This window comes from Paraburkholderia sp. RL17-380-BIE-A (assembly GCF_046028085.1).
Lineage (GTDB): Bacteria > Pseudomonadota > Gammaproteobacteria > Burkholderiales > Burkholderiaceae > Paraburkholderia.
In genome coordinates this window covers 168,177-192,867 of the sequence record NZ_JARESQ010000001.1, presented here as the reverse complement: position 1 = coordinate 192,867, position 24,691 = coordinate 168,177, and the positions used below count along the sequence as shown (strand labels likewise).

The following is a 24,691-nucleotide window of genomic DNA, read 5'->3' as shown; positions in this document are numbered from 1 at the left end:
CGATATGACTTTGGGTAAACTTGTTGTTGTGGTCGCAGTAGCTGCAACCAGTCTGAGTGCGCACGCGCAAGTCGCCGGCACGCAGCCGCTGAGCATCACCGTCGAGCAGTCGAATGCGCTGCTGAGCGGCTGGAGTGTGAAGAAGAGCATTCTCGGCAAAACGGTGTACAACGACCAGAACGAGAAGATCGGTACGGTTCGTGATCTGGTGGTGGCGCCGGATGGCTCGCTGTCCGCTGCAATCGTCTCCGCCGGCGGGTTCCTCGGCGTGGCGTCGCACGACGTTGCGGTGCCCATCGCGGCGCTCGATATCCGTCAGGGCAATTTCTATCTGGCCGGTGCCACCAAAGACGCGTTGAAGGCAACTCCCGCGTTCCAGTACAACAAGGTTCAAGCGCCGCCGAAGCCGAAAAAGCTGACGGGCCAGTAATGCAGAAAGCCGGCGTGTTCGCCGGCTGAGCCGCAAGAAGCGGCTCGCGTGTACTCGATCATGAAAAAGCGGCGCATGCAGCGCGAAACGGTTGATGAGAGAAACCGTTTCGCGCATGCAGCGCCGCTTTCGTTTTTTCAGCGGACGAGGCCGCTAGTGGCAATTGGATTTGACGCCTTGAATCAGGCCTTAAATCAAGCCTCCAACGCGAGCGTCGCGAACGTGCCGAGCCAATGCTCGCCCATATAGTCGCCGGCCACGTGCGGCAGCGCGCTTTGCAGGTGGCGCTCGGCGGCATCGAACAGGACCGTACGGCGAATATCGCCTGCCGGCAGTGCGCGCGCCAGCGAGCGTTGGCACCATGCGCGGCTCAGATTCAGACCGTCGAGGTGAGCGATCTTGCCGTCGCTGCGATCCGTCACGGAGACGGGCTCGAACAGTGTGGCGGGCTTTTTCACGCCGAGGTTCGGCAGAAAGCGGCCGAACCAGTCGACGAATTGCGCGGGCGGCAACACGCGGCGCATGAGCTCCGCTTCCATGAGCGAAGGCGAGAGGAATTCGTCGCCAGCGGGCTCCCATGCCTGACATGCTACGTCGTCGACAAACCAGCGTTCCGCGGTATTCACGACCAGTGCTTCCAGCGATTCACGCGACGTTTGCCGCGCGAAATCCAGCGTCAACGCCAATGCGAAGGCCATGTTGAAGTGCGTGCCCACGCGCAGCGGGTAGGTCGCTTTCGGCAAAAACTCCTCGAAGCGTTCGACAAACACCCTGGTAAGCGGCGCAAAAGTTTTCGACCAGCGCGCGGCCTCCGAGAGCTTCAGCGATTCGAGCTGCGCGCTGAGCGCGAGCAACCATGCCCAACCATAAGGCCGCTCGAAACCACGGTTGTGCGGCAGATCGAGATAGGCAATTTCACCGGCCACGTTCTCCGCGGTGAAATGTTCGTCGACCACGGCGACGATGCGCGCCGCTTCCGGCAGATCGGGAAAGCGTTCGAGCAGATGCAGAATCAACCAGTAGCCGTGCACGCACGAATGCCAGTCGTAGCTGCCGTAAAAAATCGGATGCAGCGCGCGCGGACCTTGCACGTCCTGCGGTCCGGCGAGGGAGTGCGTCAGCTTGTTCGGGTATTCGCGCGTGAGATGGGCGAGTGCGAGATTGGCGAATTTCGATGCGAATTCGCGAGTGAGTTGGGTAGTCATTGGCGCCTCCTCAAAAGCGGAATACGAACAGATATAACAGTATGGTGTTGACGATCAACAATAGCAAAGCGGTCGGCCACTGCGCCTTGATCACGCCGTTCTGATCTTTCAGCTCCAGCAGCGCTGCTGGCACGATATTGAAGTTGGCCGCCATTGGGGTCATCAAAGTGCCGCAAAAGCCGCACAGCATGCCGATCGCACCCAGAATGGCGGGGTTGCCGTGGAATTGATGCACGATCAGTGGCAAGCCGATACCTGCCGTCATGACGGGAAACGCGGCGAATGCGTTGCCCATGATCATCGTGAAGATCGCCATGCCGAACGTGTAAGCCGCCACCACCGCGAAGGCGGAATCGAGCGGAATCCACGTTTTCACCAGATCCGACACCACGTGGCCCACGCCCGCGACGGCGAACAGTGCGCCGAGGGCCGCCAGCATCTGCGGCAGAATGGCGGCCCAGCCGACGGTATCCATGGTGTGCCGCGCGTCTTTCAAAGCATGCACCGGCGAGTCGCGCAACATGAAGAGCGCCGCGCCGAACGCAACCAGCGTGCCCAATACGAGCGAAATCAACGTGACGTTCTTCGCTTCGACGAACGGCGCGTGTTTCAGCGTCAAGGTGCCGAGCAACGTGATGAACGGAATCAGCAGCGCCGGAATGAACAGCTTGTTGCCGAAGCGTTGCGCATTCGCTTCGCGGCGCGCGGCGGCGGCTTCGGTACTGTTGTCCGTCTTGCCTTTGCCGAGCTTGCCGGAGCCGGCGATCACGGCGAGTGCGATGGCGAGGCAGCCGGTTACGAAGTGCGGCAGTTCTCCGCCGAACATGAAGGTGAGCGCGTAGATTCCCCAGAACAGAAAATTGGCAATGCGGCGCGGATTCGAACGGTCTTGCAGATTGAAGAGGGCGAACGCGGCGAACATCAAACCGGCCAGCACGTAGAGCGATTCGAGTTTGATCATCATCGCGCGATACCTCGGCCGTACGCGGTCATCTTATGCGAGAGATTACTGTCCAGCAGGATCAGGCGCACGACATGAATCACGAGTGCCGCCACGGCCGTGGGAATCGCCCAAACTGACACTTGCAGCGGTTCGACCGAGATGCCGTTCTGTTCGAGGAAGCCCTTGATCAGCAGGATGGACTGGATCGCAATGAAAATGTCTTCGCCGAAAAACACGGCGATGTTGTCCACCGCCGATGCATTCGCGCGGATCTGCTGGCGTACCGCATCGGGTAAGTCGCCGTAGCGGTTCGCGGCGGCGGCCTCGGCCATCGGCGCGATGAGCGGACGCACCATCTGCGCGTGCCCACCCAGTGACGTCAGACCGAGTGCGGCGGTGACCTGGCGGATCACGAAGTACAGCATCAGCACGCGGCCGGTGGTGGCGGCGTGCAGACGTGAAATCAGGTGTTTGGCCTGCTCTTTCAGACCGTTGCGCTCCAATAGTGCGATGACCGGCAGCGTCAGCCAGATCAGACCCATATAGCGGTTATCCGCGAATGCCTTACCGAATGCGCTGACGATCTCGACCGGCTGCAAGCCGCCGGCGACGCCCGTAGCGATCCCCGCGATCGTCACGACCAATAGCGCATTGAAGCGCAATGCGAAGCCGAGTACGACGATCGGCACGCCGATTAAAACCCACATGCTGTTCTCCTTGCTACTTCGCTGGTGTGTCGTTGTTGTGTGCTGCTGGAGGCGTTGCCTGGTGCGGGCGAGGGCGGTTGCACGTAAGCGCTGACAGGTTGCGCCGGGTTGCAATGGCTCGTGGGCGAAGAAATCTAACACGATAATTTATCGATAAATAGTCGACGAATTATGTATTGCGGGTAAACGCCTGGAGGAGGGTGGGTGTTCGGGCAGAGGGAGCGAGAGAGGCGGATCTGGCGTTACGCGCCGCGAACGTGGCGCGCCATGGGTACCGAAAGCGCGAATACCGCAAAGACGGCTAAGACGGCACAGCGGCGCTTGCGCTGTGCCGTTTCAAGAAGTGACGACGACTAGAACAGCTCGAGAATCCGGTGATACATCATCCCGAGTTCGAGCGCCGGCCCGCGCAACGCCGGGCCGCCTGGAAAGCGCGCATGGCGCAACTGCGCGAACAGATCGAAGGCAGCGGTCTCACCCGCCATTGCCTGGGCCACCACGCGCCCGGCAATGCCGGTCAACGCGACGCCGTGCCCGGAAAACCCCTGCACGTAGAAGTAATTCGGATCGATCGAGCCGAAATCGGGCGCGCGATTTCGCGTCACATCGACAAAACCGCCCCACGCATAGTCGATTTTCACATCGGCGAGTTGCGGGAACACGGCGATCATGCGTTGGCGAATCTCTTCACCGAGTTGCACGGGCGACGCTCCGGTCGAACTCGCCCGTCCGCCGAACAGCACGCGATGGTCCGCCGACAAACGGAAATAGTCGAGAAAGAAGTTGTTGTCGCAAATCGCCTCGCGTCCTTTGATCAATGCATCCGCGCGCTCCTTGCCGAGCGATTCGGTGGCGACGATATACGACGCGATCGGTGCGATGCGCGCGGCGATCGGCGCAGGCAGCACGTTGCCGAGCGTGGCGTTGCCGCATGCCGCGACGAAGCGGCAGCGCACTTCGCCGCGAGCGGTGCGCACGACCGGCCGCGCACCGCGCACGACCTCGATGACCGGCGAATGCGCGAACAATTGCGCGCCTTCGCGGCGCGCCGCATCGGCGAGACCGAGACAGTACTTGAGCGGATGCAGATGACCGGAGAACGGATCGTACACACCGGCCAGATAGCGTCGCGACGCGACCCGCGAACGGACTTCGTCGGTATCGAGCCACGAGAGTTTCGTATAACCCCAGCGTTGCGAAGCCGACTCCATCCACGAACGCAGATCGGGCACGCGTTTCGGTTTGGTTGCGACAGTCAGATAGCCGGACGTGAAATCGCAGTCGATGCCGTAGCGCTCGATGCGCTCTCGCACGAGCGCCACGCCTTCCACCGACATCGCCCACGCGGCGCGCGCGCCTTCCAGACCGAGTTGGCGCTCCATGATCTCGTCTTTCGCGAAACCCACCAGCGTCTGCCCGCCATTGCGGCCCGACGCGCCCCAGCCGGGACGGTGCGCATCGAGCACGACCACCGAGAGGCCGCGCGCGCGACACTCCAGTGCTACCGATAAACCGGAGAAGCCCGCGCCGATCACGCACACGTCGGCTTCGAGCGTGCCGTCGAGCGTGGGGTCGTCGGTGAGCGGGCGGGTGGCGCTCGCTTCGTAATAGGAGTTGGCGATCAGCGCGTCGGCGCGCAGGTCGAGTGTGTTGAAGCCGGGCGTGGGGGCATTCATCAAAGCAGGTCCTTCATTCGATACCAGGCCATGGCGAGTACGAGGGCAGGGGTGCGCAGTGTAGCGCCGCCAGGAAAGTCGCGGTGACGAATCTTGCCGAACAGATCGAAGCGCGACGCCTGACCGTCGATCGCTTCGGCGATCAGCTTACCCGCGAGGCCGGTAGTATTCACGCCGTGCCCCGAGAAGCCCTGCGCGAAATAGAGGGTGGGCGAAAGCCGGCCGAAATGCGGCGCGCGATTCATGGTGATGTCGACGAAACCACCCCACGCATAGTCGATTTTGACATCGTCGAGTTGCGGGAAGGTTTTGAGCATATCGCGGCGCATCGCTTCGCCGAGGTTACGCGGCGCGAACGTCGAATAGCTCACCTTGCCACCCCACAGCAAGCGGTTATCGGGCGCGGGCCGAAAGTAGTCGAGTACGAAGCGACTGTCGCATACGGCGGCTTTGGCGGGCATCAGCGCTTCGGCGCGATCGGGATCAAGCGGTTCGGTGGCGATCACGTAAGTGCCGACCGGCATGATCTTGTTGGCCACCTCCGGCGCGAGCTTGCCGAGATAGGTATTGCACGCAAGCACGACGAAGCGCGCCCGCACTTCGCCGCGCTCGGTTTGCGCGACATGTCGGCCGTTTTCTTCACGCAAGGCCGTGACGCAACTGTCTTCATAAATCTGCACGCCGGCCTCGCGTGCCGCGCGCGCCAGACCCAACGTGTAATTCAAAGGATGCAGATGGCCGCTATCCGCGTCGAACAGGCCGCCGAGGTAGCGTTGCGACTGAACATAGTTGCCCACGCCGTCGGCGTCGACATAACTGAAGCGTTCGTAGCCGAAGCGCCGCTGCGCTTCGTCGCGCCATTTCTGCAACGCATCGGTGTCGCGCGGTTTATTGGCGGCGGTCAGATAACCAATGGTCAGATCGCAATCGATCCGATGCTTCGCGACCCGTTCCTTGACGATGTCGAGGGTTTCGATCCCCATGTCCCAAACGCGCTTCACGTCGTCCGCGGGCATGTACTTCGCGAACGTATCGATATCGCACGCAAAGCCGCCGATCAACTGGCCACCATTGCGGCCGCTCGCCGCCCATCCGACTTTCGATGCTTCGAGCACCGCGACCGAATGGCCGCGCTCGGCGAGATTCAACGCGGTGGAGATGCCGGTGAGGCCGGCGCCGATCACGCAAACATCGACGTTGATCGTTTCTTCGAGTGCGGGATGGCGGGTGGTGTCGTTGGCAGTGGCAGCGTAATACGAGGCGACGTGAGGCTGGTTCGAGAATCGGAGCATAGGCAGAGCATGCGCAAAGTGCCTGTGCGCGTGGCCTTTCCTGCAGCAAGGCCACGCGCCGGCGGGTCGGATTAGAACGAGTAGATGAACTGTGTCGCGAGCAGGTCGTTGGACTTGCCATACGAACCGTCGTTCTTCAGGAACACCTGTTTGTTGGCCCAGTCGTGGCGGTATTCCACCTTGACCGTGATCTGCTGGGTCGGATAGAACAGCAGGTCGAGCGAAACGTCCTGGCGGGTCGCGCCCTTGCATTCGAAGCCAAGGCCGCCGTTCGCCTGCGAATTGGCAAGACAGTCCGCGCCGATACCGAAGCCGTTCGCCGTGTCCATGCCGTTGCCGTTCAACGCGATGCCACCGCCGCCGCCGCCGTTCTTGCTGTCGACCAGCAGGTCATAGCGCACGGTCGCGCCCATGCGGCCCACCACCGGCAGATTGAACTTGCGGTGCGCGAGCAGCGAGAGGCCATACCATTGTGCCTGGCCGCCGTTGTACGCAGCGTTTTGCTGCTGACCGTAGTCGATCTCGGCGTTGTACTGCACGTCGGCGAGCGTGTAGGTCAGGTCGGCTTCGGTGAAGAAGAACGTGCCGCCCGAACTCGGCGCCTGGCCGCCTACGCCGTAGTGGACCGCGCCGGTATCGTCGATCGAGCTAGGCAAGGTCTGACGCCCGATATTGAACGAGCCGCCGATATCCAGCGCGCTCGACCATGTGTAGTCGGTGCGTGCGGTGAAAGTCGGGATCTTGTTGCTGGTCGTGATCGGATCGCCCAGCGCGTTGGTGCCGATCTGCGTCGTCGCGCCATACGTGCGGTACTGCTCGTTGCCGAGGAAGAACTTCCATGCCCAGTTGCCCGCCGTGTAGTTCGCGCCGATCCCGACGTAGCTGCCCGGATCCGAGAAGTCGTACAGCAGGTTGTGCGTGAGCGTGAGCATCTGATTCGACTGCTGCACTTCATAGCCGCCGAAGCTCGGAATCAAACCGGCCACGAGTGTCGTGCTCGCCGTCAGCGGTACGTTGACCACTGCGGTATTCAGGATGTTGTTGCCGATATCGCCGTGTGAATTCTGCAGCAGCGTAATGCCGTTGCCGCGATTCGGCATCAACGTGATTTCCGCCGACGGCGCCATCGGGCCGACACCGAAGGTCTTCTTGATGTCGAGGTATAGATCGCCGAACGTGCTGTTGAAGTAGTTGTAGCTGCTTTCGTGGTTGGCGAACAGGAACGCCGAACTGCTCTGCGCACGGTTATAGATATAGGTCGGGTCGATATAGCCCGTCACCGACAGACCGGCGATCGGCCCGGTCTGCGCGGCGTCTTCGAGCGAATCGACCTTCAACTGCTGGTTGGCGATCTGTTGCTTCATCGCCGTCACGTCGTCGTTGGTGAGCGTCGCCTGAGCCTTGCCGTAATCCGGCGACGAGATATCCACCGGCGCGGCCACCACCGCCGGAGCAGGGGCCGCGGTCGCCGCCGTGGCTGCCTTCGGTTTGGTAGCGACTTCAGCGCGCAACTGTTTGACCTCCTTTTGCAGTGCATTCAGTTGGGCCTGCAGCGCCTTGATCTGGTCGCTGGTGGCATCCGCCATGGCAATGCCAGGCAGACTCCCCGCCACCAACAGACAGATGAGTTTCTTTCTCATTCAAATTCTCCTTATTGGTCGTACTGCAAAATCACTGCTTATGCACGTGCCGTATCGAGCGAATTCCGTACGGCGGCTTGTTGTGGAGCGGAGGGCAAGGGATCGGCTGCTTCGGCGAGGGCGAAAGCCATTTGCATGTCGCGGTTGCGTTTGCGCTCGCGCAACTGCATCCAGCGGTTCACGGCAATCACGCCGATTGTCACGGTGGTGATAAAGATCGTGGCGAGCGCATTCATTTCCGGATTCAGGCCGAGGCGCACACGCGAGAACACGACGAGCGGCAGCGTGGTCGAGCCGGGACCGGACAGGAACGCGGAGAGCACGAGGTCGTCGAAAGAAAGCGTGAACGACAGCAGCCAGCCCGACATCAGCGCCTGCGAGATAAGCGGCAGGGTGATCAGGAAGAACACCTTGAAAGGCGTGGCGCCGAGGTCGAGCGCGGCTTCTTCGAGCGACTTGTTGAGCTCTTTCACACGCGATTGCACGATGATCGCCACATACGACACGCACAGCATGACGTGGCCGATCCAGATCGTGAAGAGCCCGCGGCCCTTCGGCCAACCGAGCATCTGTTCGAGCGCGACGAACAGCAGCAGCAGTGAGATACCCTGAATCACTTCAGGAATCACGAGCGGCGCGTTGATCATGCCGGCGAACAGCGTGAAGCCGCGAAAGCGTCCGAAGCGCGCGAGCACGAAACCGGCCCATGTTCCGATCACAACGGAGGCGCACGCGGTCAACAGACCGATCTTCAGCGAAAGCCATGCGGCATTCAGCAGTTCGCCGTCGTGCAACAGCGCGCCGTACCATTTGAGCGAGAAGCCGGACCACACCGTGACGAGCTTCGATTCGTTGAACGAATACACCACCAGGCTGATGATCGGAATGTAGAGAAACAGAAATCCGAAAGTCAGTACGCTATTGGACAGCGTCTTATTAGGCTTGATCATTTCGCGCCCTCCAGTTCCTTGACCTGGTAGTACTGGAACACGGCCATCGGCACGAGCAGCAGTAGAACCATGGCGACGGTGACGGCGGATGCCATCGGCCAGTCCATATCGTTGAAGAATTCATCCCACATCACGCGGCCGATCATCAGCGTGTCGGCGCCGCCGAGCAGTTCCGGAATCACGTATTCGCCGACCGCCGGAATGAACACCAGCAGACTGCCGGCGATAATGCCGTTCTTCGACAGCGGCAAGGTGATGCGCGTGAAGGCCGTCCATGGCTTGCAACCGAGGTCGTAGGCCGCTTCGAGCAGCGTCAGATCCATCTTCACAAGGTGCGCATACAGCGGCATCACCATGAAGGGCAGGTACGAATAGACCATGCCGATATAGACGCCAATATCCGTGTGGTAGAGGCGCAACGGCGAATGAATCATGCCGATCGCCATTAGCGTGTGATTGAGCAGGCCGTCGTCTTTCAGAATGCCGATCCATGCGTAGACGCGAATCAGGAACGAGGTCCAGAAAGGCAGCATCACGCCCATCATCAGCAGGTTGCGCTTGGTCGGTTCAGAGCGGGCGATGTAGTACGCAATCGGATAGCCGATCAGCAGGCAGAAGAAGGTCGAGACCGCGGCCATCTTCAGCGAGCTGATATACGTGGCGACATACAGATCGTCTTGCAGCAGGAACGCGTAGTGACTGAGCTGCATGGCGAAATGCACCATGCCGTCCTTGACCGTCACGAGATCCGTGTAAGGCGGAATGCCCAGACGCAGATCGGCGAAACTGATCTTCAGCACCAGCACGAACGGCAACGCGAAGAACACCGTGAGCCAGAGGAACGGCACGCCGATCACGGTCGTGCGGCCCGACGGCACCAGCGTCGACAGGCGTTTTTTCAGCGAGCCGAGCAAACGGCTGCCGGACGGCGCGCCGAGCGCCGCGGGAGAGGTAGTGGGATTGCTCATTGCGTCAGCACCACGCCGCTAGCCGGCGACCAGTAGACGAACACGTCGTCGTTATAGGAGGGCGCACCTTCGGCCATCAGATGCGAGCTGGAGAGATTCGACACGACGGTCTTGCCGCTCGGCAGACGCACGTGATACAGCGAATAGCTGCCCATGTACGCGACGTCCGAGACTACGCCGCGCGCCCAGTTGTGCGGAGTGGACGGTTTGTCGAGCGAGACCTTGATGCGTTCCGGACGCACGGAGATTCCGACCGGCATGCCGAGCGGCCCGGTAATGCCGTGGCTCACATAAATGCGCGATTCGAGGTCTTCGCTTTCCACAAAGATGTGGTCTGGCTCATCCGCGACCACCGTGCCTTCGAACAGGTTGGTCGAGCCGATGAATTCGGCGGAGAAGCGGCTATTCGGAAACTCGTAAACCTGGCTCGGCGAGCCAATCTGCACGATGCGGCCTTCGCTCATCACGGCGAGGCGTCCGGCCATGGTCATCGCTTCTTCCTGATCGTGCGTGACCATCACGCAGGTCACGTCGACCTTTTCGATAATGTTCACGAGTTCGAGCTGGGTCTTCTGGCGGATCTTTTTATCGAGCGCCGACATCGGCTCGTCGAGCAGCAGCAGCTTGGGGCGCTTCACGAGCGAACGGGCGAGCGCCACACGCTGCTGCTGGCCGCCTGACAGTTGATGCGGCTTGCGTTGCGCGTACTTGCTCATCTGCACGAGATTGAGCGCATCGGCCACGCGTTCCCTGATTTCGTTTTTCGGCGTGCCTTCCTGCTTCAGACCGAAGGCAATGTTCGCCTCGACGCTCATGTGCGGGAAGAGGGCGTACGACTGGAACATCATGTTGACCGGGCGCTTGTACGGCGGCATCGCGGCGAGATCTTCGCCGTCGACGAAAATGCGCCCGGACGTGACCGTCTCGAGCCCCGCGAGCATGCGCAGGAGCGTGGACTTGCCGCAGCCGGAGCTGCCGAGCAGCGCGAACAACTCGTTCTTGGCGATGCTCAGGTTGACATTGTCGACAGCGGTGCTGTCGCCGAATTTCTTCACGACATTTTCGATGCGAACGAATTCGTCCGATTTCGATTTTGCCGTCGCTGCGGGGCGGGCCATCTGGGTGGCGCCGGCGGCGCTATTTAAGGTCGTCGAGTTCATGATGTAACCATTCCTTGCGGATCGCGGGCGCAAGTGTCTCCATACGAGGCGCGGGAAGCGTCTCGCAACGTGCGCTGCGATCGGAAAACATGGGACTGCGCGCAGGTGGGACACTAAAAGCGCGCAGGCTGACTACGGTTACTGCTATTCATGCGCTCAGGGTTCGAGCGATCCCTGAGCGCGGGATCTATGCTTGATATCGTCGCCTGATTAATGTCCGGTTTTGAGCTGTGCCCAAAGACGGTTTTCAAGGCGCAGAATGTCGGTCGGCATCGGCTTCATCAGCGTCATCTTGCTCAACACTTCATCGCCCGGATAAACGGTCTTGTCCTGTGCGACAGCCGGCGTCACGAACTGGCGCGCGGCCTTGTTCGCGGTCGGATAGAACACTTCATTGGTGATCGCGGCGTTGACCTTCGGGTCCGAGATGTAGTTGATCCATTTCAACGCGGCTTCAGGATGCGGCGCGTCTTTCGGGATCACCATCACGTCGAACCACAGCAGACCGCCTTCTTTCACGTTCGAGAACTTGATCTGGTACGAACGCTTGGCTTCTTCGGTACGGCGGCTGGCAATGCCGACGTCACCAGACCAGCCCAGCGCGACGCACACGTCGTTGTTGGCGAGGTCGTTGATGTAGCCCGACGAGTTGAATTGGGTGATATACGGGCGAATCTTCTTCAGCACTTCGAATGCGGCCTGATAGTCGGCGGGATTCGTGCTGTTCGGATCCTTGTGCATGTATTGCAGCGTGGCGGCGAAGACATCGACGGCCTGGTCGAGAATCGACACACCGCAGCCTTTCAGCTTGGAAATATTGGCCGGATCGAACACGAGGGCCCAGCTGTCCACCGGCGCATTGGCGCCGAGCGCTTTCTGCACGGCCTGCACGTTGTAACCGATGCCGTCCGTACCGTATGCCCAAGGCACGCCGTACTGGTTGCCCGGGTCCGCGTCGGCAATCATCTTCATCAGCACGGGGTCGAGATTGGCGAGGTTCGGCAACTTCGACTTGTCGAGCTTCTGGTACACGCCGGCCTGAATCTGCTTGGCCATGTAGTTCGACGTCGGCACCACGATGTCGTAGCCGGAACTGCCCGCGAGCAGCTTGGCCTGCAGGGTGTCGTCGCTATCGTAGTTGTCGTATTTGACCTTGATGCCGTCCTGCTTCTCGAAGTTCGGAATCGTGTCCTTCGCGATGTAGTCCGACCAGTTATACACATTCAGTTCCGTGTCGGCCGCAAGGGCCGGCGTCACCGACAGCGCCGCAAAACCGGTGAAGGCGAGAAGCGCGGCCCCCGCGACCGCATGACGAAGATGACTAACGCTCATGGTTTTTTCCCTTGATGTGAAGAACCGGCATGAGCGTGATGTGTGGGTGTGCCCATGCCGGAACGGACTGCCGTTACGAAATGCCGAGTTGTTGTGCCGTTGCGTCGATGGCTTTTTTGGCCTTCGAGACGATTTCGTCGATTTCGAGCTTGTTGATGACCAGCGGTGGCGACAGCAGCATGCGGTCGCCGGTGGCGCGCATGATCAGATTGCCGTTGAAGCAGAAGTCGCGGCAGATCGTGCCGACATCACCGCCATTGGTGAAACGCTTGCGTGCTTTCGGGTCTTCTGCGAGTTGCAGGCCGGCCACCAGACCCGCACCGGAGATTTCGCCGATGATCGGATGGTTGGCGAAGGTGTCGCGCAGCTTCTGCTGAAAGTACGGACCGGTGTCGGTCTTGACGCGTTCGACGATCTTCTCGTCGCGTAGCAGCTTGAGGTTCGCGACCGCGACGGCGGCGGCGACCGGATGACCCGAGTATGTGAGACCATGGTTGAAGTCGCCGTTTTCGATGATCGCCTTCGCAACGCGGTCATGCAGGCCGACCGCGCCCATCGGCACGTAGCCGCTCGTTAAGCCCTTTGCCATCGTGATCAGATCCGGCTCGAAGCCGAAGTGCTGATGTGCGAACCACTCGCCGGTGCGGCCGAAACCGCCGATCACTTCATCGGCGACGAGCAGAATGTCGTACTTGCGGCAGATGCGCTGGATTTCCGGCCAGTAGGTCGATGCCGGGAAGATCACGCCGCCCGCTCCCTGGAAAGGCTCACCAATGAAAGCGGCTACATTGTCCGCGCCGATTTCGAGAATCTTCGCTTCCAGTTGCTGCGCGCGAGCCAGTGCGAATTCTTCCGTCGTCAGGTTGCCTTCTGCTTCGCCGAAGAAGTACGGCTGGTCGATATGCACGATGTTTTCGACTTTCGAGGCCATCTGTTCGTGCATGTAGCCCATGCCGCCGAGCGTGCCGCCCGCGATCGTCGACCCGTGATAACCGTTCTTGCGCGAGATCACGAATTTCTTCGAATGCTTGCCTTGCGTCGCCCAGTAGTGGTGGACGATACGCAGCACCGTGTCGTTGCCTTCCGAACCGCTGTTGCAGTAGAAGAAGTGATTGAACGGTTCCGGCGCGAGCTCCGCGAGCAGGGCCGACAGTTCGATCACCGGCGGGTGCGTCGTCTTGAAGAAGGTGTTGTAGAAGGGCAACTCCAGCATCTGCTTGTACGCGGCGTCGGCCAGTTCCTTGCGGCCATAACCGACGTTCACGCACCACAGCCCGGCCATGCCGTCGATCACCTTGTTGCCGTCCGAGTCCCACAAGTACACGCCTTGCGCTTTGACGATCACGCGGCTGCCGGTGCGATTGAGCGCACCCATATCCGAAAACGGGTGAATGTGGTGCGCGGCGTCGAGCGCGCGATATTCTGCGGTGGTGCGTTGCTGTTGCGCGGCTTGTGCGTTCGCGGCAGGCTGCGCCGATTGCACGTAAGCGACTTCTTCTGTTCTGTAGCTCATACTGCCTCCAATTTTTTGCGTTTGCCTTACACGTGCAGCAGCAAATGCCGGCGTTCCCACGAACTGATCACGCGGAAGAACGCTTCGTATTCGGTTTCTTTCAGGGCGAGGTACGCTTTGACGAATTTTTCGCCGAGTACTTCGGCGATCGGTTCGCAGGCGCCCATCAACGTCAGACCCTCTTCGAGATTGCGCGGCAACTGGTACGGCAATTCATAACCGTCGCTGAGCAGCGGCTCGGTCGCTTCGAGGTTCTGCGTCATGCCGAGATAGCCGGCGGCGAGCGTCGCTGCAATCGCGAGATAGGGGTTGCAGTCCACGCCCGGAATGCGGTTTTCGATGCGGCGCGCGGCCGGCCCCGAATGCGGAATCCGGAAACCCACTGTGCGATTGTCGTAGCCCCATGCCACGTTGATCGGCGCCGCCATGAAGCGCGACAGACGACGATACGAGTTGATATACGGCGCGAAAATCGGCATCAACGCGGGCGTGTACTTCTGCAAACCGGCGATATAGCTCGTGAACAGCGAGGTCGGCTTGCCGTCCGCACCGGTGAAAAGGTTGTGGCTGGTTTCTTCGTCGACGAGACTTTGATGCATGTGCATTGCCGAGCCCGGTTCGCCTTCCATCGGCTTGGCCATGAACGTCGCGTACATCTTGTGGCGCAGTGCGGCTTCACGCACCGTGCGCTTGAACAGGAATACGCTGTCGGCGAGCTTGAGCGGATCGCCGTGCATGAAGTTGATTTCCATCTGCGCGGCGCCGACTTCGTGAATCAGCGTGTCGACTTCCAGTTCCTGCACCTCGCAGTACTCGTAGATGTCTTCGAAAAGCGGATCGAATTCGTTGACCGCTTCGATCGAATACGCCTGACGGCCGGTTTCCGGGCGCCCGGTACGGCCGATAGGCGGTTGCAGCGGCAGGTCCGGATCCTTGTTCATGTCGACCAGGTAGAACTCCAGCTCGGGCGCGATGACCGGCTTCCAGCCCTTGGCCTTATAGAGTTCGAGCACACGGCGCAGTACGCGGCGCGGCGAGATCGCGACCGGCGTGCCGTCGAAGTGAACGCAATCGTGGATCACCTGGGCAGTCGGATCGACGGCCCACGGAATCATGCGGATGGTGCTGGGGTCGGGCACGCAAACCATATCCGGATCGGTGACGCCGGTGAGCGTGCCGTCTTCCGGATAGTCCCCTGTGACGGTCTGGATCATCACCGCCTGCGGCAAGCGCATGGACTCGCCGGACTCGAACTTGCTGCGCGGAATGATCTTGCCGCGCGCGATCCCGGCCATATCCGGAATGATCGCTTCGATTTCGGTGACACGGTTCTTCTTCAGAAATTCGTCGATGTCATGCATGATTATTCTCTCTGTTTTGGTGCGCGACCGGCTCAGGCGTGCGTGGCAGCGGCGGATGCCGCGCCATAGCCGGCCTTGGTGCGCATTCGATCGCGGCAGGCGTCGCCGAACGCCCGAAAGATCGCGGTGGAAAGCGCGTCGTTGGCATGCTTCCACTCCGGGTGCCACTGCACACCCAGCGCGAAGGCACGCGCATCTTTCACGCTTACCGCTTCAATCAGGCCGTCCGGCGCGGTGGCTTCGGCCGTGAGGCCCACGCCCAGCCGCTCGACGCCCTGGCCGTGCAATGAATTCACACGCGCTTCATCTGTGCCGCCCGCGAGACGCTGCAACAAGCCGCCCTGCGTCAGCGTGATCGAATGCGACGGTGCGTATTGCACGTCGAGGTCGTCTTCCTTGTTCTCGCGATGGTCGTTCAGGCCGTCCACCGCGTGAACGCTTTGATGCAACGTCCCGCCAAAAACCACGTTCATTTCCTGGAAGCCCCGGCATACGGCCAGTACCGGCACACCAGCTTCGATCGCCGCACGCATGAGCGGCAACGTCGTCGCGTCGCGTGCTGCGTCGTGCAGCGTGCCCGGCGTGCTGGGCCGGCCGCCGTAGCGGTGCGGTTCGACATTCGAATAGCTGCCGGTAAACAGCAGGCCGTCGACGGTCGCCAGCACGTCCGCGGCGGACTGACGCTCGCCGAGCGCCGGTAGCAGCATGGCCAGCGCCTGTGAACCGTCCACGATCGCGGCGATATATTTCTCGCCGACCACGTGCGACGGGTGGACTCCCATCATCGTTCTGTCGGCGCTGATGCCGACGAGGGGTTTGTTTCGCATAACGAATAGACGTGTGTGTTCCCCGCGGGACGCGGCATGAACAACGTTAAACACTGCGCGGCACGATTCCGCAGCCGTGCGCCGAGCGCGAGGCCACCGGATGATGCAGGCGGTCGTCGTCAATGGAAACGCGCCGCGCGTGGTTATCAGATGGGCTGTTCGATTCGATCCGCTGCGGTGCGCAACTGAGCCGATGTGCATGAAACGCGCGGGCGGCAGACGGCACCGCACATGCAGGAACGCACGGCTCGAAGGAGCGCGCTCACGCAAACGGATGAATCGAACAGCGAAAAGGAGAGAGGCGCTACGGCAGCAGCGAGGCGACTTCGTCCGTGCGAACGGCAATGAAGGCGCGCGCGGAGATGGAGTTGTGACGTCGAACTGAACGGCGGGACAGGATCGTGAAGACGGACAGAAAGCGGCGGAACGCAAGGCTGCCGTTGCTGCCGTCGGCGATGGCGCCGTCAGCGCGAGGACAACTCGCCTGACTACGATTCCATCTCACCAAAGGGCCTCGGACTCTCACGATTACACTCGACTAGCGACGTTGAAAGTATTGAACGGCCTGCTCGAAATCCGCACGGGGCGTTTAAAGAAACAGGACGCTGGGATGATCGCCTCGAACCGATGCGAACCGGGTTCGCTGCGCCGCGAAAACACACTTTGGTGCTTCCGGACGCCGGTATGACGATCGCCTGTGAATCAGCATATACGAGCCAATAAAGCCGTCAAATGCTTTTTGATAAAACATTTATCAGGGCTTTCCCGAGGGTCCGGCTAGAATCCCGCCGTGTGGGAACGTTCGTTGCAAGAAACACATTTCGGAATCCTTTCAGGGTTTTCCCCAGCGGCGCAACGATTAAAGTGATTAGAATATTCAACACTCGCAGGGCCACTTCGTTGCCCGAGTCATGTCGTCACTCAGTGCCCGATCGTCTTCCATGTCAGAGAACCTAGCGATGTCCATAGAAGTAGCCACCCGTCTGCAATACATCCGCAAGAAGCACGGCTTGTCACAGCGTGAACTGGCGAAACGGGCGGGAGTGACGAACGGCACCATCTCGCTGATCGAACAGAATCGCGTGAGCCCGTCGGTCGGCTCGTTGAAGAAACTGCTCGAATGCATTCCCATGAGCCTCGCCGAATTCTTCACCTTCGAAGTCGAGGTGGAGCGTTCGGTCGTGTCGCGCCGGGCGGATATGCCGAACCTCGGCAATGAGTCGATCGAGTTCTATCTTGCGGGGTCGAGCGTGAAAGACCGCAACATGGGGATTTTGCGCGAGGTCTACCAGCCGCTGTCGGACACCGGTCCGGAAATGCTGGAGCATGAGGGGCACGAGGGCGGGGTGGTGGTCAGCGGTCAGATCGAACTGACGGTGGACGGCATCACATGGCTGCTCGACCCCGGTGACAGCTACTACTTCGAAAGCCGCCTTCCGCACCGTTTTCGCAATCCCAGCGCGGAGCATCTCTGCGAGATCGTGTCGGCCAATTCGCCGCCCACCTTCTGAAGACTCCGCGCCAACGCGCCTCGACACAACTCAGCGCCGCAGTTCAGTGCCGCATGAAGTCGATGCAGCTTTGCGTCGAGCGCATAACATTGAGGCATCCTGATGGACAAGAAATCTCTCGCTTTCTGGCAAGACAAAGCCGCTACGCTGGCTATTGAGGGCCGGGCGTTTATCGACGGCGAATACCGTGACGCCGACGGCGGTCGCACGTTCGATTGCCTGAGCCCGATCGACGGCAAGCTGCTCGCCAAAGTCGCCGACAGTGGCGCGGCAGACGTCGACGCCGCCGTTGCAGCCGCGCGCCGTGCCTTCGATTCCGGTGTGTGGTCGGGCCTCAACCCGCGTCAGCGCAAAGCGGTTCTGTTGCGCTGGGCCGCGTCGATCCGCGAGCACATGGACGAGCTCGCGCTGCTCGAAACGCTCGACGCCGGCAAGCCGATCGCCGACACCACCAGCGTGGACGTGCCGGGCGCGGCATATTGCGTCGAGTGGTTTGCCGAAGCCATCGACAAGGTCGGCGGCGAAGTCGCGCCGGCCGATCATCATCTGGTTGGACTCGTCACGCGCGAGCCGATCGGCGTGGTGGCGGCAGTGGTGCCGTGGAATTTCCCGATCCTGATGGCGTCGTGGAAATTCGGCCCGGCTCTGGCCGCGGGCAATAGCGTCGTGCTCAAGCCTTCGGAAAAGTCGCCGCTCACCGCGATCCGCCTCGCGCAGCTCGCACTGGAGGCCGGCATTCCCGCCGGCGTGTTCAACGTCGTGCCGGGCGCGGGCGAGCCAGGCAAGCTGCTGGCGCTGCATCAGGACGTGGACTGCCTCGCGTTTACCGGCTCGACCAACGTCGGCAAGCTGATCATGCAGTACGCCGGCCAGTCGAACCTGAAACGCGTGTGGCTCGAACTCGGCGGCAAGTCGCCGAACATCGTGATGCCGGATTGCCCCGATATGGACCGCGCGGCGAACGCGGCGGCCGGTGCGATCTTCTACAACATGGGTGAAATGTGCACGGCGGGTTCGCGCCTGCTCGTTCACCGCGACATCAAAGATGCGTTTCTCGACAAGTTGATCGCCGCGGCGCGCAGCTATACGCCGGGCAACCCGCTCGACCCGAAGACGTCGATGGGCGCGATCGTCGACAAGGTGCAGCTCGAACGCGTGCTCGGCTATATCGAGGCAGGCCGTTCAGAAGCAAAGCTGCTGCTGGGCGGCGCGCGCGTGAAAGAAGAAACGGGCGGCTTCTATATCGAGCCGACCATCTTCGAGATTCCGGCTTCAGGTGCGAAGGTTGCGCGCGAGGAGATCTTCGGGCCGGTGTTGTCGGTGATCACGTTCGATACCGTTGATGAGGCGATCAGGATCGCTAACGACAGCGAGTACGGTCTCGCCGCCGCTGTCTGGACCTCGAACCTGACCACCGCGCACGAAGTGTCGCGCAAGCTCCGCGCCGGCACGGTATGGGTCAATTGCTACGACGAAGGCGGGGACATGAACTTCCCGTTCGGCGGCTACAAGCAATCCGGCAACGGCCGCGACAAGTCGCTGCACGCGCTGGAAAAATACACCGAGCTGAAGTCCACGCTGGTGCGGCTGCGCTAAAGGATTCGCGAAGCCAGCGCGGCGGCGTGCATGAGGCGCGCCGTCGCGTTCCCAATGAATCCGGTGCCGGCGTTGCGCGTGCCACCCAGGAACTTCACGCGCAACGCTGGACTGTCTACAGGTATCAGGTCATCCATGACTGAACTCGTCTATGGCGACGGCGCGATCCGCCGCACGTCGCTTTATGGCTCGTCGATCGAAAACACCTATGCGGGCGTGCTGTCGTTCATGCGCCGCAAGTACACGCGTGAACTCGACGGTGTCGACGTGGTTGTTTCCGGCGTGCCGCTCGATCTGGCCACTACGTTCCGTTCGGGCGCGCGTCTCGGCCCCGCCGCGGTGCGCGCGGCCAGTGTGCAGTTGTCGGAGTTGCATCCGTACCCGTGGGGTTTCAATCCGTTCGATGACCTCGCCGTGACCGACTATGGCGATTGCTGGTTCGACGCCCACAATCCGCTCACCATCAAGGCGTCCATCGTCGAGCATGCGCGCACGATTCTGCGCTCGGACGCGAAGATGCTGACGCTCGGCGGCGATCACTACATCACCTATCCGTTGTTGATCGCGCACGCGGAAAAGTACGGCAAGCCGCTTTCGCTGATTCATTTCGACGCCCATTGCGATACCTGGGCCGATGACAGTCTCGACAGCCTGAACCACGGCTCGATGTTCTACAAAGCGGTGAAAGACGGTCTGATCGATCCGAAGACTTCGGTGCAGATCGGCATTCGCACATGGAACGACGATTTTATGGGCATCAATATTCTCGACGCCGCCTGGGTGCACGAGCATGGCACTCGGGCAGCGGTGGAGCGGATCACGTCGATTGTGGGTGAGCGTCCCGCGTATTTGACTTTCGATATCGATTGTCTCGATCCGGCCTTCGCACCCGGCACGGGCACACCCGTGGCGGGTGGCTTGTCGTCGGCGCAGGGGCTGGCGATCGTGCGCGCGTTGGGCGCGTTGAATCTGGTCGGCGCGGATGTCGTGGAAGTCGCGCCCGCATACGACCACGGCGAAATCACGGCGATTGCCGCCGCGCATATCGCCTGCGATCTGTTGTGCCTGTGGCGTCAGCGCAAGGTTGCGCATCGCGAGGCTTAGGCGCGCTCACCATCCGTTTCTATCTGCGCGAACCGGCTCAGCCCAGCGACGACGAGCGCTCGGGCTGGCGCCGGCCCTCGCGCAATCCGAGCGTATAGATCACCAGTGCGCCGCTCATGAGCGCCAGTTGCCACATCAACATGTCGCTGCCACGCGCTTTCATGGCGAAGCCCGCGGCAAGCGGCCCAACGATCGAACTCGCCGTAAAGGTGAGCGACACCAGCCGCATGTTGCGCGTGAGCGCGGCCTTGTCGCTGCAAGCCGCCGCGTACATGCCGAGTGTGATGAACGAACTGTTCATGCCGCCGAGCAACAGTGCGCTCGCGGCCGCGAGCCACGAGGCGGGCGCGTTCAACGCGAATCCGCAGATGGCCAGCGTGCTGAGCGCGGCGCAGACGATTACCGTGGCGGCGAGCCCCACGCGATCGGCCAGCCAGCCGACCGGAAATTGCAGCGCCATGCCGCCCACGCCGAACAGCGTGAGTAACGTGGCGGTTTGCGTGGCGCTGAGGCCGTGCGCGTCGGCGAATAGTGGGAAGAGGCCGTACAGCGCGCCGTCGCCGATACCGCCCGCCGCGACGACCACCATGCCGAGGCTCACGAGCGGGCCGATCGGCAAGCGCCGTTCATCGCTTGTTTTGCGCACGGGCCGCGCGGTGTCCACAGCGGGCCGCTTCTCATCCGATGCGGTCAACCACAGCGGCAGCGCCGCGGCGAACGTGAAGGCCGCACCGGCCGCGAACGTCATGCGCCCATCGACATCGCACCACACCGCAAGCGCGGGGCCGATAACGCCCGCCGTGGCGATCAGCGCTTCATGCACGCCCACCACGCGGCCGCTCGATTGAGCGGGGACCAGACTGTAGAGCCAGGTCTCGTTGGCGATCCAGCGCAAGCCGATGCCCAGTCCCGTGAGCAGTCCGGGAATTAGCCAAAGCGGCCACGACAAAGCGCCCATGGCCGTGAATGCCACGAGCGTGGCCAGCAGGCCCAGCGACACCGTGCTTTTTGCGCCAATGCGCGCCACCAGCCACGGCGCGATCAGCAAGCCGGCCAGCATGCCGGTCCATTGCGCGGCGGAAAAGAGACCGGCGCGCGGCGCATCCAGCCCGCGGTGGGCGAGCCACACTGGCAACACCATGAAGCCGATGCCGAACTGGCCGACCTGCGCCAGGGCCGATACCGCGGTCAATGCCGCGATGGCCGGCCAGCGCACCGGTGCGGCGGCTTTCATGAATGGCCCCGCTCTGGCATAGGCAGGCCCTGTTCGCGGCATTCGACCGGACAGCCGGCTTTCAGGCATGGGCCGTCGTCGCAGAGGCGGCACAACTGCATGGCGTGCGCCGGATCGCGCGTCTCGTGCCACAAGATCTTGATCAGCAGGCTTTCCAGCACTTCGCGCTCGCTGCCGTCGAGCCGTCCGACAACGCGTTGCAGCATCCTGTCGCGCGCCGTTTGCAGACGTTTGGCTTCGCGTTTGCCGGCCACGGTCAAGGCCAGTGCAACAGCGCGTTTGTCCGAGCCCGTTCTTTTCTCGACGAGACCCGCCTCGACCAGTCCCGCCACGGCGCGCACGGCGGCCGGATGCGACAGGTCGACTGCTTCGCGCAGCACTTCAATGGATGAATCGGGATATTGGCCGACCGCGTTGAGCATGGCGCGGGCGGTGGGGCCGGCGAGCGCCTCCACGGCGGGCTGCGCGTTCATTTCGTCGGTGATCAGCAGGGCTAGCACGCCCAGCAGATTTTCTGTGCGCTGCGTCATGGCAACACCTCAATGTGTGCAACGTGCATATATGCATGGTGCACACATTGGGTGTGAAGCGCAAGCGGTTTTTCGACAGACGCGCGCCGCGAGCTTCGCAGTATGGGCTCTTATTTCGCCAGCCGCGCCCGCACCGTGTATTCGCCTTCCTCGCCTTCGTCTTCCAGCATGTGAGCCTTTGCCGTATGGAAGTCGGGCGGCAGCGGCTCGACCGGATAACCGCGTTTCTCCCATGCGTCGAGCCCGCCCTTGAGCGCGCGGATATGGTGAATATTCTTGCGATGCAACTGGTTGACGATCCGCTTTGCCGTTGCTTCGTTCGGACACACGCAGTAGACGACGATCGGCCGCTTCAGCAACTCGGGATCGATCGGTTCGGGTGAATCGAGATCCAGCGGCCGCGCGCCGGCGATCCGGTGCGATTCCTTTTCGCGCACGCTGCGTGGACGCGCGTCGAAAATCAGCGGTGGCTCGTTCGACTTCATCAACTCGTCGAGTTGATCCGGCGAAATGCGCGTATGCGCGAGCCATTGACGAAACTGCCAGCGGCGCACCCAGCGATACAGCAGCACCGCCACGAAGATCACTGCGAACGCGTCGAAAATCGTGCCGCCGTTATGGCGTACGAGGAGCATCAGTTGCACGATCTGGTCATGCAGGGCGCCGCCGCCAATCACCCACACGCCGGACCACAGTACGGCACCGACAAAATCCCACAGCAGAAACACGCCGACGTTGATGGCTGTCGTGCCGAGCAGCGGCGCGGAAATCAGGCCGAGTCCGGGCAGGAACTTCGCGATGGTGAGGATCGGAGCGCCGTAGCGCTCATAGGTGTTGCGCGCGACACGGACCGTGGTGTCGAGCGAGAGGGAGAAGCGCACCAGAGAATTCAGCAGGCGGCGGCCATAAGCCCGGCCGGTGAAGAACCAGAGCGAGTCGGCAATCAGCGTGGCGCCGACCGCGGCGCATACGACGCTCGCATACGAGGTTTGCCCCATGGCGGCCATGGTTCCACCGAGGATCAGCATCGGCGCGGCCGGAATCGGCACGCCGAGTTGCGTGACGAGCACGCTCATGAACACGGCCCACACGCCCAGCGAGGGTGGAATAGCAACCGGAAAATGCCACACAACCGCGCTCCTCAGAATGCGATGAAGGGATTCGAAATGTCCGCGCCCGGGTGGCGCGTTGCGAGCAGGCAGCGCATGTTCCGTTCCCGTACGACAGCGGACGCCATAGTACAAGAAAGGTATGAAAGGCGGATTTAAGCACAAGTGGCAAAAGGGCGCTCTGAAGGCGGCCAGTTGCCCTTGGGCCTTACGCGGAATGACGGGGCCAAAGATATGCGTGACCGACTGCGGCGGCGAGCGCCGGCCGGGTTATATCCGGTACGAGGCTCGCCGCGCGTCGCGCGGCGGTTCAAGCGTCCGAGGCCGGATCGTATGGCACGACCCGTTCGTGCTCGTCCGCATGGTTGCGCGCCACGATCGCTCGCGCTGCGGTATTGGCGTCCAGATTGAACGGCTGATGCGGCACGCCGGGTGGAATGAAGAGGAAATCGCCCGCTTCGGTGATGACGGACTCGCGCAAGCCAGGGCCATAACGCGTTTCGATCTTGCCTTCGAGCATGTAAATCGCGGTTTCGTAGTCGGCGTGGAAGTGGGGTTCGGCGTGGCCGCCGGGCGGCACCACGACCATATACATGGACAAACCCGTGGTGCCCGCGGTGCCGGCCGAGATGCCGACAAAGTAAGGCAGCCGCTGAGTCGTCGCCATTTCCCGGTCGGGGCGCACCTTGACGACGGGCGCTCGCGCGTCGCGCAAAACGTCTGACATGGTCAACTCCTGTTGAAATCCGGCCGCGCGGGGTCGTCGCGGCGTGTCTCGAGCTCCCTTGACTGCAAAGTCTAGACGATATGGGCGTCGATATCGGACCGTGTCGAGCGCGGAGGTGCTGCGGCGGCGCGGCTTGCTAGAATCGTCTTCATACCCATACAGATACGACGGAGACATCGCATGACAAATCCCCGACCGATCAGCCGCTACCCCGTGCCGGAACCGGACGCATGGCCGGACGACATTCGCGCTCGCATTCTCGAAGTGCAGGAGAAAGCCGGTTTCGTGCCGAACGTCTTTCTGACGCTCGCGCACCGTCCGGACGAGTTCCGCGCGTTCTTCGCCTATCACGACGCGCTCATGCTGAAAGAGGGTGGCCTCAGCAAAGGCGAGCGCGAAATGATCGTGGTCGCCACCAGCGCGATCAACGAGTGCCTGTATTGCGTGGTCGCGCACGGTGCGATTCTGCGCATCTACGAGAAGGCGCCGTTGGTGGCGGATCAGGTCGCTGTGAATCATCGCAAGGCGGATATCACGCCGCGGCAGAAGGCGATGCTCGATTTCGCGGTCAAGGTGTGTAGCGAGTCGGGCACGGTCGGCGACGCCGATTTTCAAACGCTGCGCGAGCATGGCTTTTCCGACGAAGACATCTGGGATATCGCCGCGATTACGGCGTTTTTCGGTTTGTCGAATCGTATGGCCAACGTCATTTCCATGCGTCCGAACGACGAGTTCTATCTGATGGGGCGTGTGCCGAAAGCTGCTGCGGATACGCCGCGAAAATAGCGGGGGCGCCTGCTGGTAGCTTTCTTTTTGCTATGTTTCTCGCGGGTCGATGCGAGTGCATGGGAGGCTGCGCTCGTAGCCTCCGCCCGC

General features: G+C 61.7%; 23 protein-coding genes. 5 read left to right on the top strand and 18 right to left on the bottom strand.

The window, feature by feature from the left end:
- Positions 1 to 4: 4 nt before the first annotated feature.
- Positions 5 to 430, top strand: a complete 426-nt coding sequence (locus P0D68_RS00905; protein ID WP_091807525.1) for a PRC-barrel domain-containing protein — start codon at positions 5 to 7, stop codon at positions 428 to 430.
- Positions 431 to 624: 194 nt separating this feature from the next.
- Here P0D68_RS00905 and P0D68_RS00900 read toward each other — a convergent pair whose 3' ends face one another.
- The 14 genes from P0D68_RS00900 to P0D68_RS00835 form a co-directional block, all read right to left on the bottom strand.
- Entirely contained in the window at positions 625 to 1,635 is a 1,011-nt protein-coding gene (locus P0D68_RS00900; protein ID WP_408295571.1) for a DUF2891 domain-containing protein, read from the bottom strand.
- Between the two features lie 10 nt (positions 1,636 to 1,645).
- Positions 1,646 to 2,596 carry a DUF979 domain-containing protein gene (locus P0D68_RS00895; RefSeq protein ID WP_408182942.1) on the bottom strand — a complete coding sequence of 317 codons (951 nt, stop codon included), beginning with the start codon at positions 2,594 to 2,596 and terminating at the stop codon, positions 1,646 to 1,648.
- Entirely contained in the window at positions 2,596 to 3,285 is a 690-nt protein-coding gene (locus tag P0D68_RS00890) for a DUF969 domain-containing protein (RefSeq protein ID WP_408295568.1), read from the bottom strand. The genes P0D68_RS00895 and P0D68_RS00890 overlap by 1 nt, the downstream gene beginning before the upstream one ends.
- Positions 3,286 to 3,638: 353 nt before the next feature.
- Positions 3,639 to 4,961 carry an NAD(P)/FAD-dependent oxidoreductase gene (locus P0D68_RS00885; RefSeq protein WP_408467971.1) on the bottom strand — a complete coding sequence of 441 codons (1,323 nt, stop codon included), beginning with the start codon at positions 4,959 to 4,961 and terminating at the stop codon, positions 3,639 to 3,641.
- Positions 4,961 to 6,253 (bottom strand): NAD(P)/FAD-dependent oxidoreductase, encoded by a 1,293-nt coding sequence (locus P0D68_RS00880; protein WP_408182612.1) that lies wholly within the window; start codon positions 6,251 to 6,253, stop codon positions 4,961 to 4,963. Before P0D68_RS00880 ends, P0D68_RS00885 begins: the two co-directional genes overlap by 1 nt.
- A 71-nt stretch (positions 6,254 to 6,324) precedes the next feature.
- Positions 6,325 to 7,893 (bottom strand): DUF3138 family protein, encoded by a 1,569-nt coding sequence (locus P0D68_RS00875; protein ID WP_091807537.1) that lies wholly within the window; start codon positions 7,891 to 7,893, stop codon positions 6,325 to 6,327.
- Between the two features lie 38 nt (positions 7,894 to 7,931).
- Positions 7,932 to 8,843 carry an ABC transporter permease subunit gene (locus P0D68_RS00870; RefSeq protein ID WP_408295561.1) on the bottom strand — a complete coding sequence of 304 codons (912 nt, stop codon included), beginning with the start codon at positions 8,841 to 8,843 and terminating at the stop codon, positions 7,932 to 7,934.
- A complete protein-coding gene (locus P0D68_RS00865; protein ID WP_408182607.1) occupies positions 8,840 to 9,811 on the bottom strand; it encodes an ABC transporter permease subunit in 972 nt (323 codons plus the stop codon). Before P0D68_RS00865 ends, P0D68_RS00870 begins: the two co-directional genes overlap by 4 nt.
- Entirely contained in the window at positions 9,808 to 10,971 is a 1,164-nt protein-coding gene (locus P0D68_RS00860) for an ABC transporter ATP-binding protein (RefSeq protein WP_091807543.1), read from the bottom strand. The genes P0D68_RS00865 and P0D68_RS00860 overlap by 4 nt, the downstream gene beginning before the upstream one ends.
- A gap of 210 nt (positions 10,972 to 11,181) precedes the next feature.
- Positions 11,182 to 12,303, bottom strand: coding sequence for a polyamine ABC transporter substrate-binding protein (locus P0D68_RS00855; protein WP_408295557.1), 1,122 nt, complete (start codon positions 12,301 to 12,303; stop codon positions 11,182 to 11,184).
- 73 nt (positions 12,304 to 12,376) lie between these two features.
- On the bottom strand, positions 12,377 to 13,816 hold the full coding sequence (locus P0D68_RS00850) for an aspartate aminotransferase family protein (protein ID WP_408295554.1): 1,440 nt from the start codon (positions 13,814 to 13,816) through the stop codon (positions 12,377 to 12,379).
- A gap of 26 nt (positions 13,817 to 13,842) precedes the next feature.
- Entirely contained in the window at positions 13,843 to 15,177 is a 1,335-nt protein-coding gene (locus P0D68_RS00845) for a glutamine synthetase family protein (protein WP_408295551.1), read from the bottom strand.
- A 32-nt stretch (positions 15,178 to 15,209) separates the two neighbouring features.
- On the bottom strand, positions 15,210 to 16,004 hold the full coding sequence (locus P0D68_RS00840; RefSeq protein ID WP_408295548.1) for a gamma-glutamyl-gamma-aminobutyrate hydrolase family protein: 795 nt from the start codon (positions 16,002 to 16,004) through the stop codon (positions 15,210 to 15,212).
- 304 nt (positions 16,005 to 16,308) lie between these two features.
- Entirely contained in the window at positions 16,309 to 16,530 is a 222-nt protein-coding gene (locus P0D68_RS00835) for a hypothetical protein (protein ID WP_171983793.1), read from the bottom strand.
- Between the two features lie 433 nt (positions 16,531 to 16,963).
- Here P0D68_RS00835 and P0D68_RS00830 point away from each other — a divergent pair, with 433 nt between their 5' ends.
- The 3 genes from P0D68_RS00830 (at position 16,964) to speB (ending at position 20,215) form a co-directional block, all read left to right on the top strand.
- Positions 16,964 to 17,515 carry a cupin domain-containing protein gene (locus tag P0D68_RS00830; RefSeq protein ID WP_091807554.1) on the top strand — a complete coding sequence of 184 codons (552 nt, stop codon included), beginning with the start codon at positions 16,964 to 16,966 and terminating at the stop codon, positions 17,513 to 17,515.
- Between the two features lie 102 nt (positions 17,516 to 17,617).
- Positions 17,618 to 19,111, top strand: coding sequence for an aldehyde dehydrogenase (locus P0D68_RS00825; protein WP_408295545.1), 1,494 nt, complete (start codon positions 17,618 to 17,620; stop codon positions 19,109 to 19,111).
- 135 nt (positions 19,112 to 19,246) lie between these two features.
- Entirely contained in the window at positions 19,247 to 20,215 is a 969-nt protein-coding gene (gene speB, locus P0D68_RS00820; RefSeq protein ID WP_408295542.1) for an agmatinase, read from the top strand.
- Between the two features lie 37 nt (positions 20,216 to 20,252).
- Here speB and P0D68_RS00815 read toward each other — a convergent pair whose 3' ends face one another.
- From P0D68_RS00815 to P0D68_RS00800, 4 genes are all read right to left on the bottom strand, one after another.
- Entirely contained in the window at positions 20,253 to 21,449 is a 1,197-nt protein-coding gene (locus P0D68_RS00815) for an MFS transporter (protein WP_408295539.1), read from the bottom strand.
- The gene (locus P0D68_RS00810) at positions 21,446 to 21,979 is read right to left on the bottom strand and encodes a MarR family winged helix-turn-helix transcriptional regulator (RefSeq protein WP_091807562.1); all 534 of its coding nucleotides are present in this window, start codon (positions 21,977 to 21,979) and stop codon (positions 21,446 to 21,448) included. Before P0D68_RS00810 ends, P0D68_RS00815 begins: the two co-directional genes overlap by 4 nt.
- Before the next feature lie 110 nt (positions 21,980 to 22,089).
- Complete coding sequence (locus P0D68_RS00805; protein ID WP_408295536.1) at positions 22,090 to 23,109, bottom strand: VTT domain-containing protein; 1,020 nt, start codon at positions 23,107 to 23,109, stop codon at positions 22,090 to 22,092.
- Between the two features lie 289 nt (positions 23,110 to 23,398).
- Positions 23,399 to 23,815 carry a cupin domain-containing protein gene (locus P0D68_RS00800; RefSeq protein ID WP_091807566.1) on the bottom strand — a complete coding sequence of 139 codons (417 nt, stop codon included), beginning with the start codon at positions 23,813 to 23,815 and terminating at the stop codon, positions 23,399 to 23,401.
- A 180-nt stretch (positions 23,816 to 23,995) separates the two neighbouring features.
- Between P0D68_RS00800 and P0D68_RS00795 the strand changes: the two genes are divergently transcribed.
- Positions 23,996 to 24,601 carry a peroxidase-related enzyme gene (locus P0D68_RS00795; RefSeq protein WP_408295533.1) on the top strand — a complete coding sequence of 202 codons (606 nt, stop codon included), beginning with the start codon at positions 23,996 to 23,998 and terminating at the stop codon, positions 24,599 to 24,601.
- Positions 24,602 to 24,691: the final 90 nt, after the last annotated feature.

Bases quoted from the DNA above. Each gene is read 5' to 3' on its own strand.
- P0D68_RS00850 (WP_408295554.1), bottom strand. From the start codon at position 13,816: ATGAGCTACAGAACAGAAGAAGTCGCTTACGTGCAATCGGCGCAGCCT.
- P0D68_RS00900 (WP_408295571.1), bottom strand. From the start codon at position 1,635: ATGACTACCCAACTCACTCGCGAATTCGCATCGAAATTCGCCAATCTC.
- P0D68_RS00875 (WP_091807537.1), bottom strand. From the start codon at position 7,893: ATGAGAAAGAAACTCATCTGTCTGTTGGTGGCGGGGAGTCTGCCTGGC.
- P0D68_RS00795 (WP_408295533.1), top strand. From the start codon at position 23,996: ATGACAAATCCCCGACCGATCAGCCGCTACCCCGTGCCGGAACCGGAC.
- P0D68_RS00890 (WP_408295568.1), bottom strand. From the start codon at position 3,285: ATGTGGGTTTTAATCGGCGTGCCGATCGTCGTACTCGGCTTCGCATTG.
- P0D68_RS00860 (WP_091807543.1), bottom strand. From the start codon at position 10,971: ATGAACTCGACGACCTTAAATAGCGCCGCCGGCGCCACCCAGATGGCC.
- P0D68_RS00870 (WP_408295561.1), bottom strand. From the start codon at position 8,843: ATGATCAAGCCTAATAAGACGCTGTCCAATAGCGTACTGACTTTCGGA.
- P0D68_RS00815 (WP_408295539.1), bottom strand. From the start codon at position 21,449: ATGAAAGCCGCCGCACCGGTGCGCTGGCCGGCCATCGCGGCATTGACC.
- P0D68_RS00895 (WP_408182942.1), bottom strand. From the start codon at position 2,596: ATGATCAAACTCGAATCGCTCTACGTGCTGGCCGGTTTGATGTTCGCC.
- P0D68_RS00865 (WP_408182607.1), bottom strand. From the start codon at position 9,811: ATGAGCAATCCCACTACCTCTCCCGCGGCGCTCGGCGCGCCGTCCGGC.
- P0D68_RS00880 (WP_408182612.1), bottom strand. From the start codon at position 6,253: ATGCTCCGATTCTCGAACCAGCCTCACGTCGCCTCGTATTACGCTGCC.
- P0D68_RS00885 (WP_408467971.1), bottom strand. From the start codon at position 4,961: ATGAATGCCCCCACGCCCGGCTTCAACACACTCGACCTGCGCGCCGAC.
- speB (WP_408295542.1), top strand. From the start codon at position 19,247: ATGACTGAACTCGTCTATGGCGACGGCGCGATCCGCCGCACGTCGCTT.
- P0D68_RS00800 (WP_091807566.1), bottom strand. From the start codon at position 23,815: ATGTCAGACGTTTTGCGCGACGCGCGAGCGCCCGTCGTCAAGGTGCGC.
- P0D68_RS00845 (WP_408295551.1), bottom strand. From the start codon at position 15,177: ATGCATGACATCGACGAATTTCTGAAGAAGAACCGTGTCACCGAAATC.
- P0D68_RS00830 (WP_091807554.1), top strand. From the start codon at position 16,964: ATGTCCATAGAAGTAGCCACCCGTCTGCAATACATCCGCAAGAAGCAC.
- P0D68_RS00840 (WP_408295548.1), bottom strand. From the start codon at position 16,004: ATGCGAAACAAACCCCTCGTCGGCATCAGCGCCGACAGAACGATGATG.
- P0D68_RS00825 (WP_408295545.1), top strand. From the start codon at position 17,618: ATGGACAAGAAATCTCTCGCTTTCTGGCAAGACAAAGCCGCTACGCTG.
- P0D68_RS00905 (WP_091807525.1), top strand. From the start codon at position 5: ATGACTTTGGGTAAACTTGTTGTTGTGGTCGCAGTAGCTGCAACCAGT.
- P0D68_RS00855 (WP_408295557.1), bottom strand. From the start codon at position 12,303: ATGAGCGTTAGTCATCTTCGTCATGCGGTCGCGGGGGCCGCGCTTCTC.
- P0D68_RS00810 (WP_091807562.1), bottom strand. From the start codon at position 21,979: ATGACGCAGCGCACAGAAAATCTGCTGGGCGTGCTAGCCCTGCTGATC.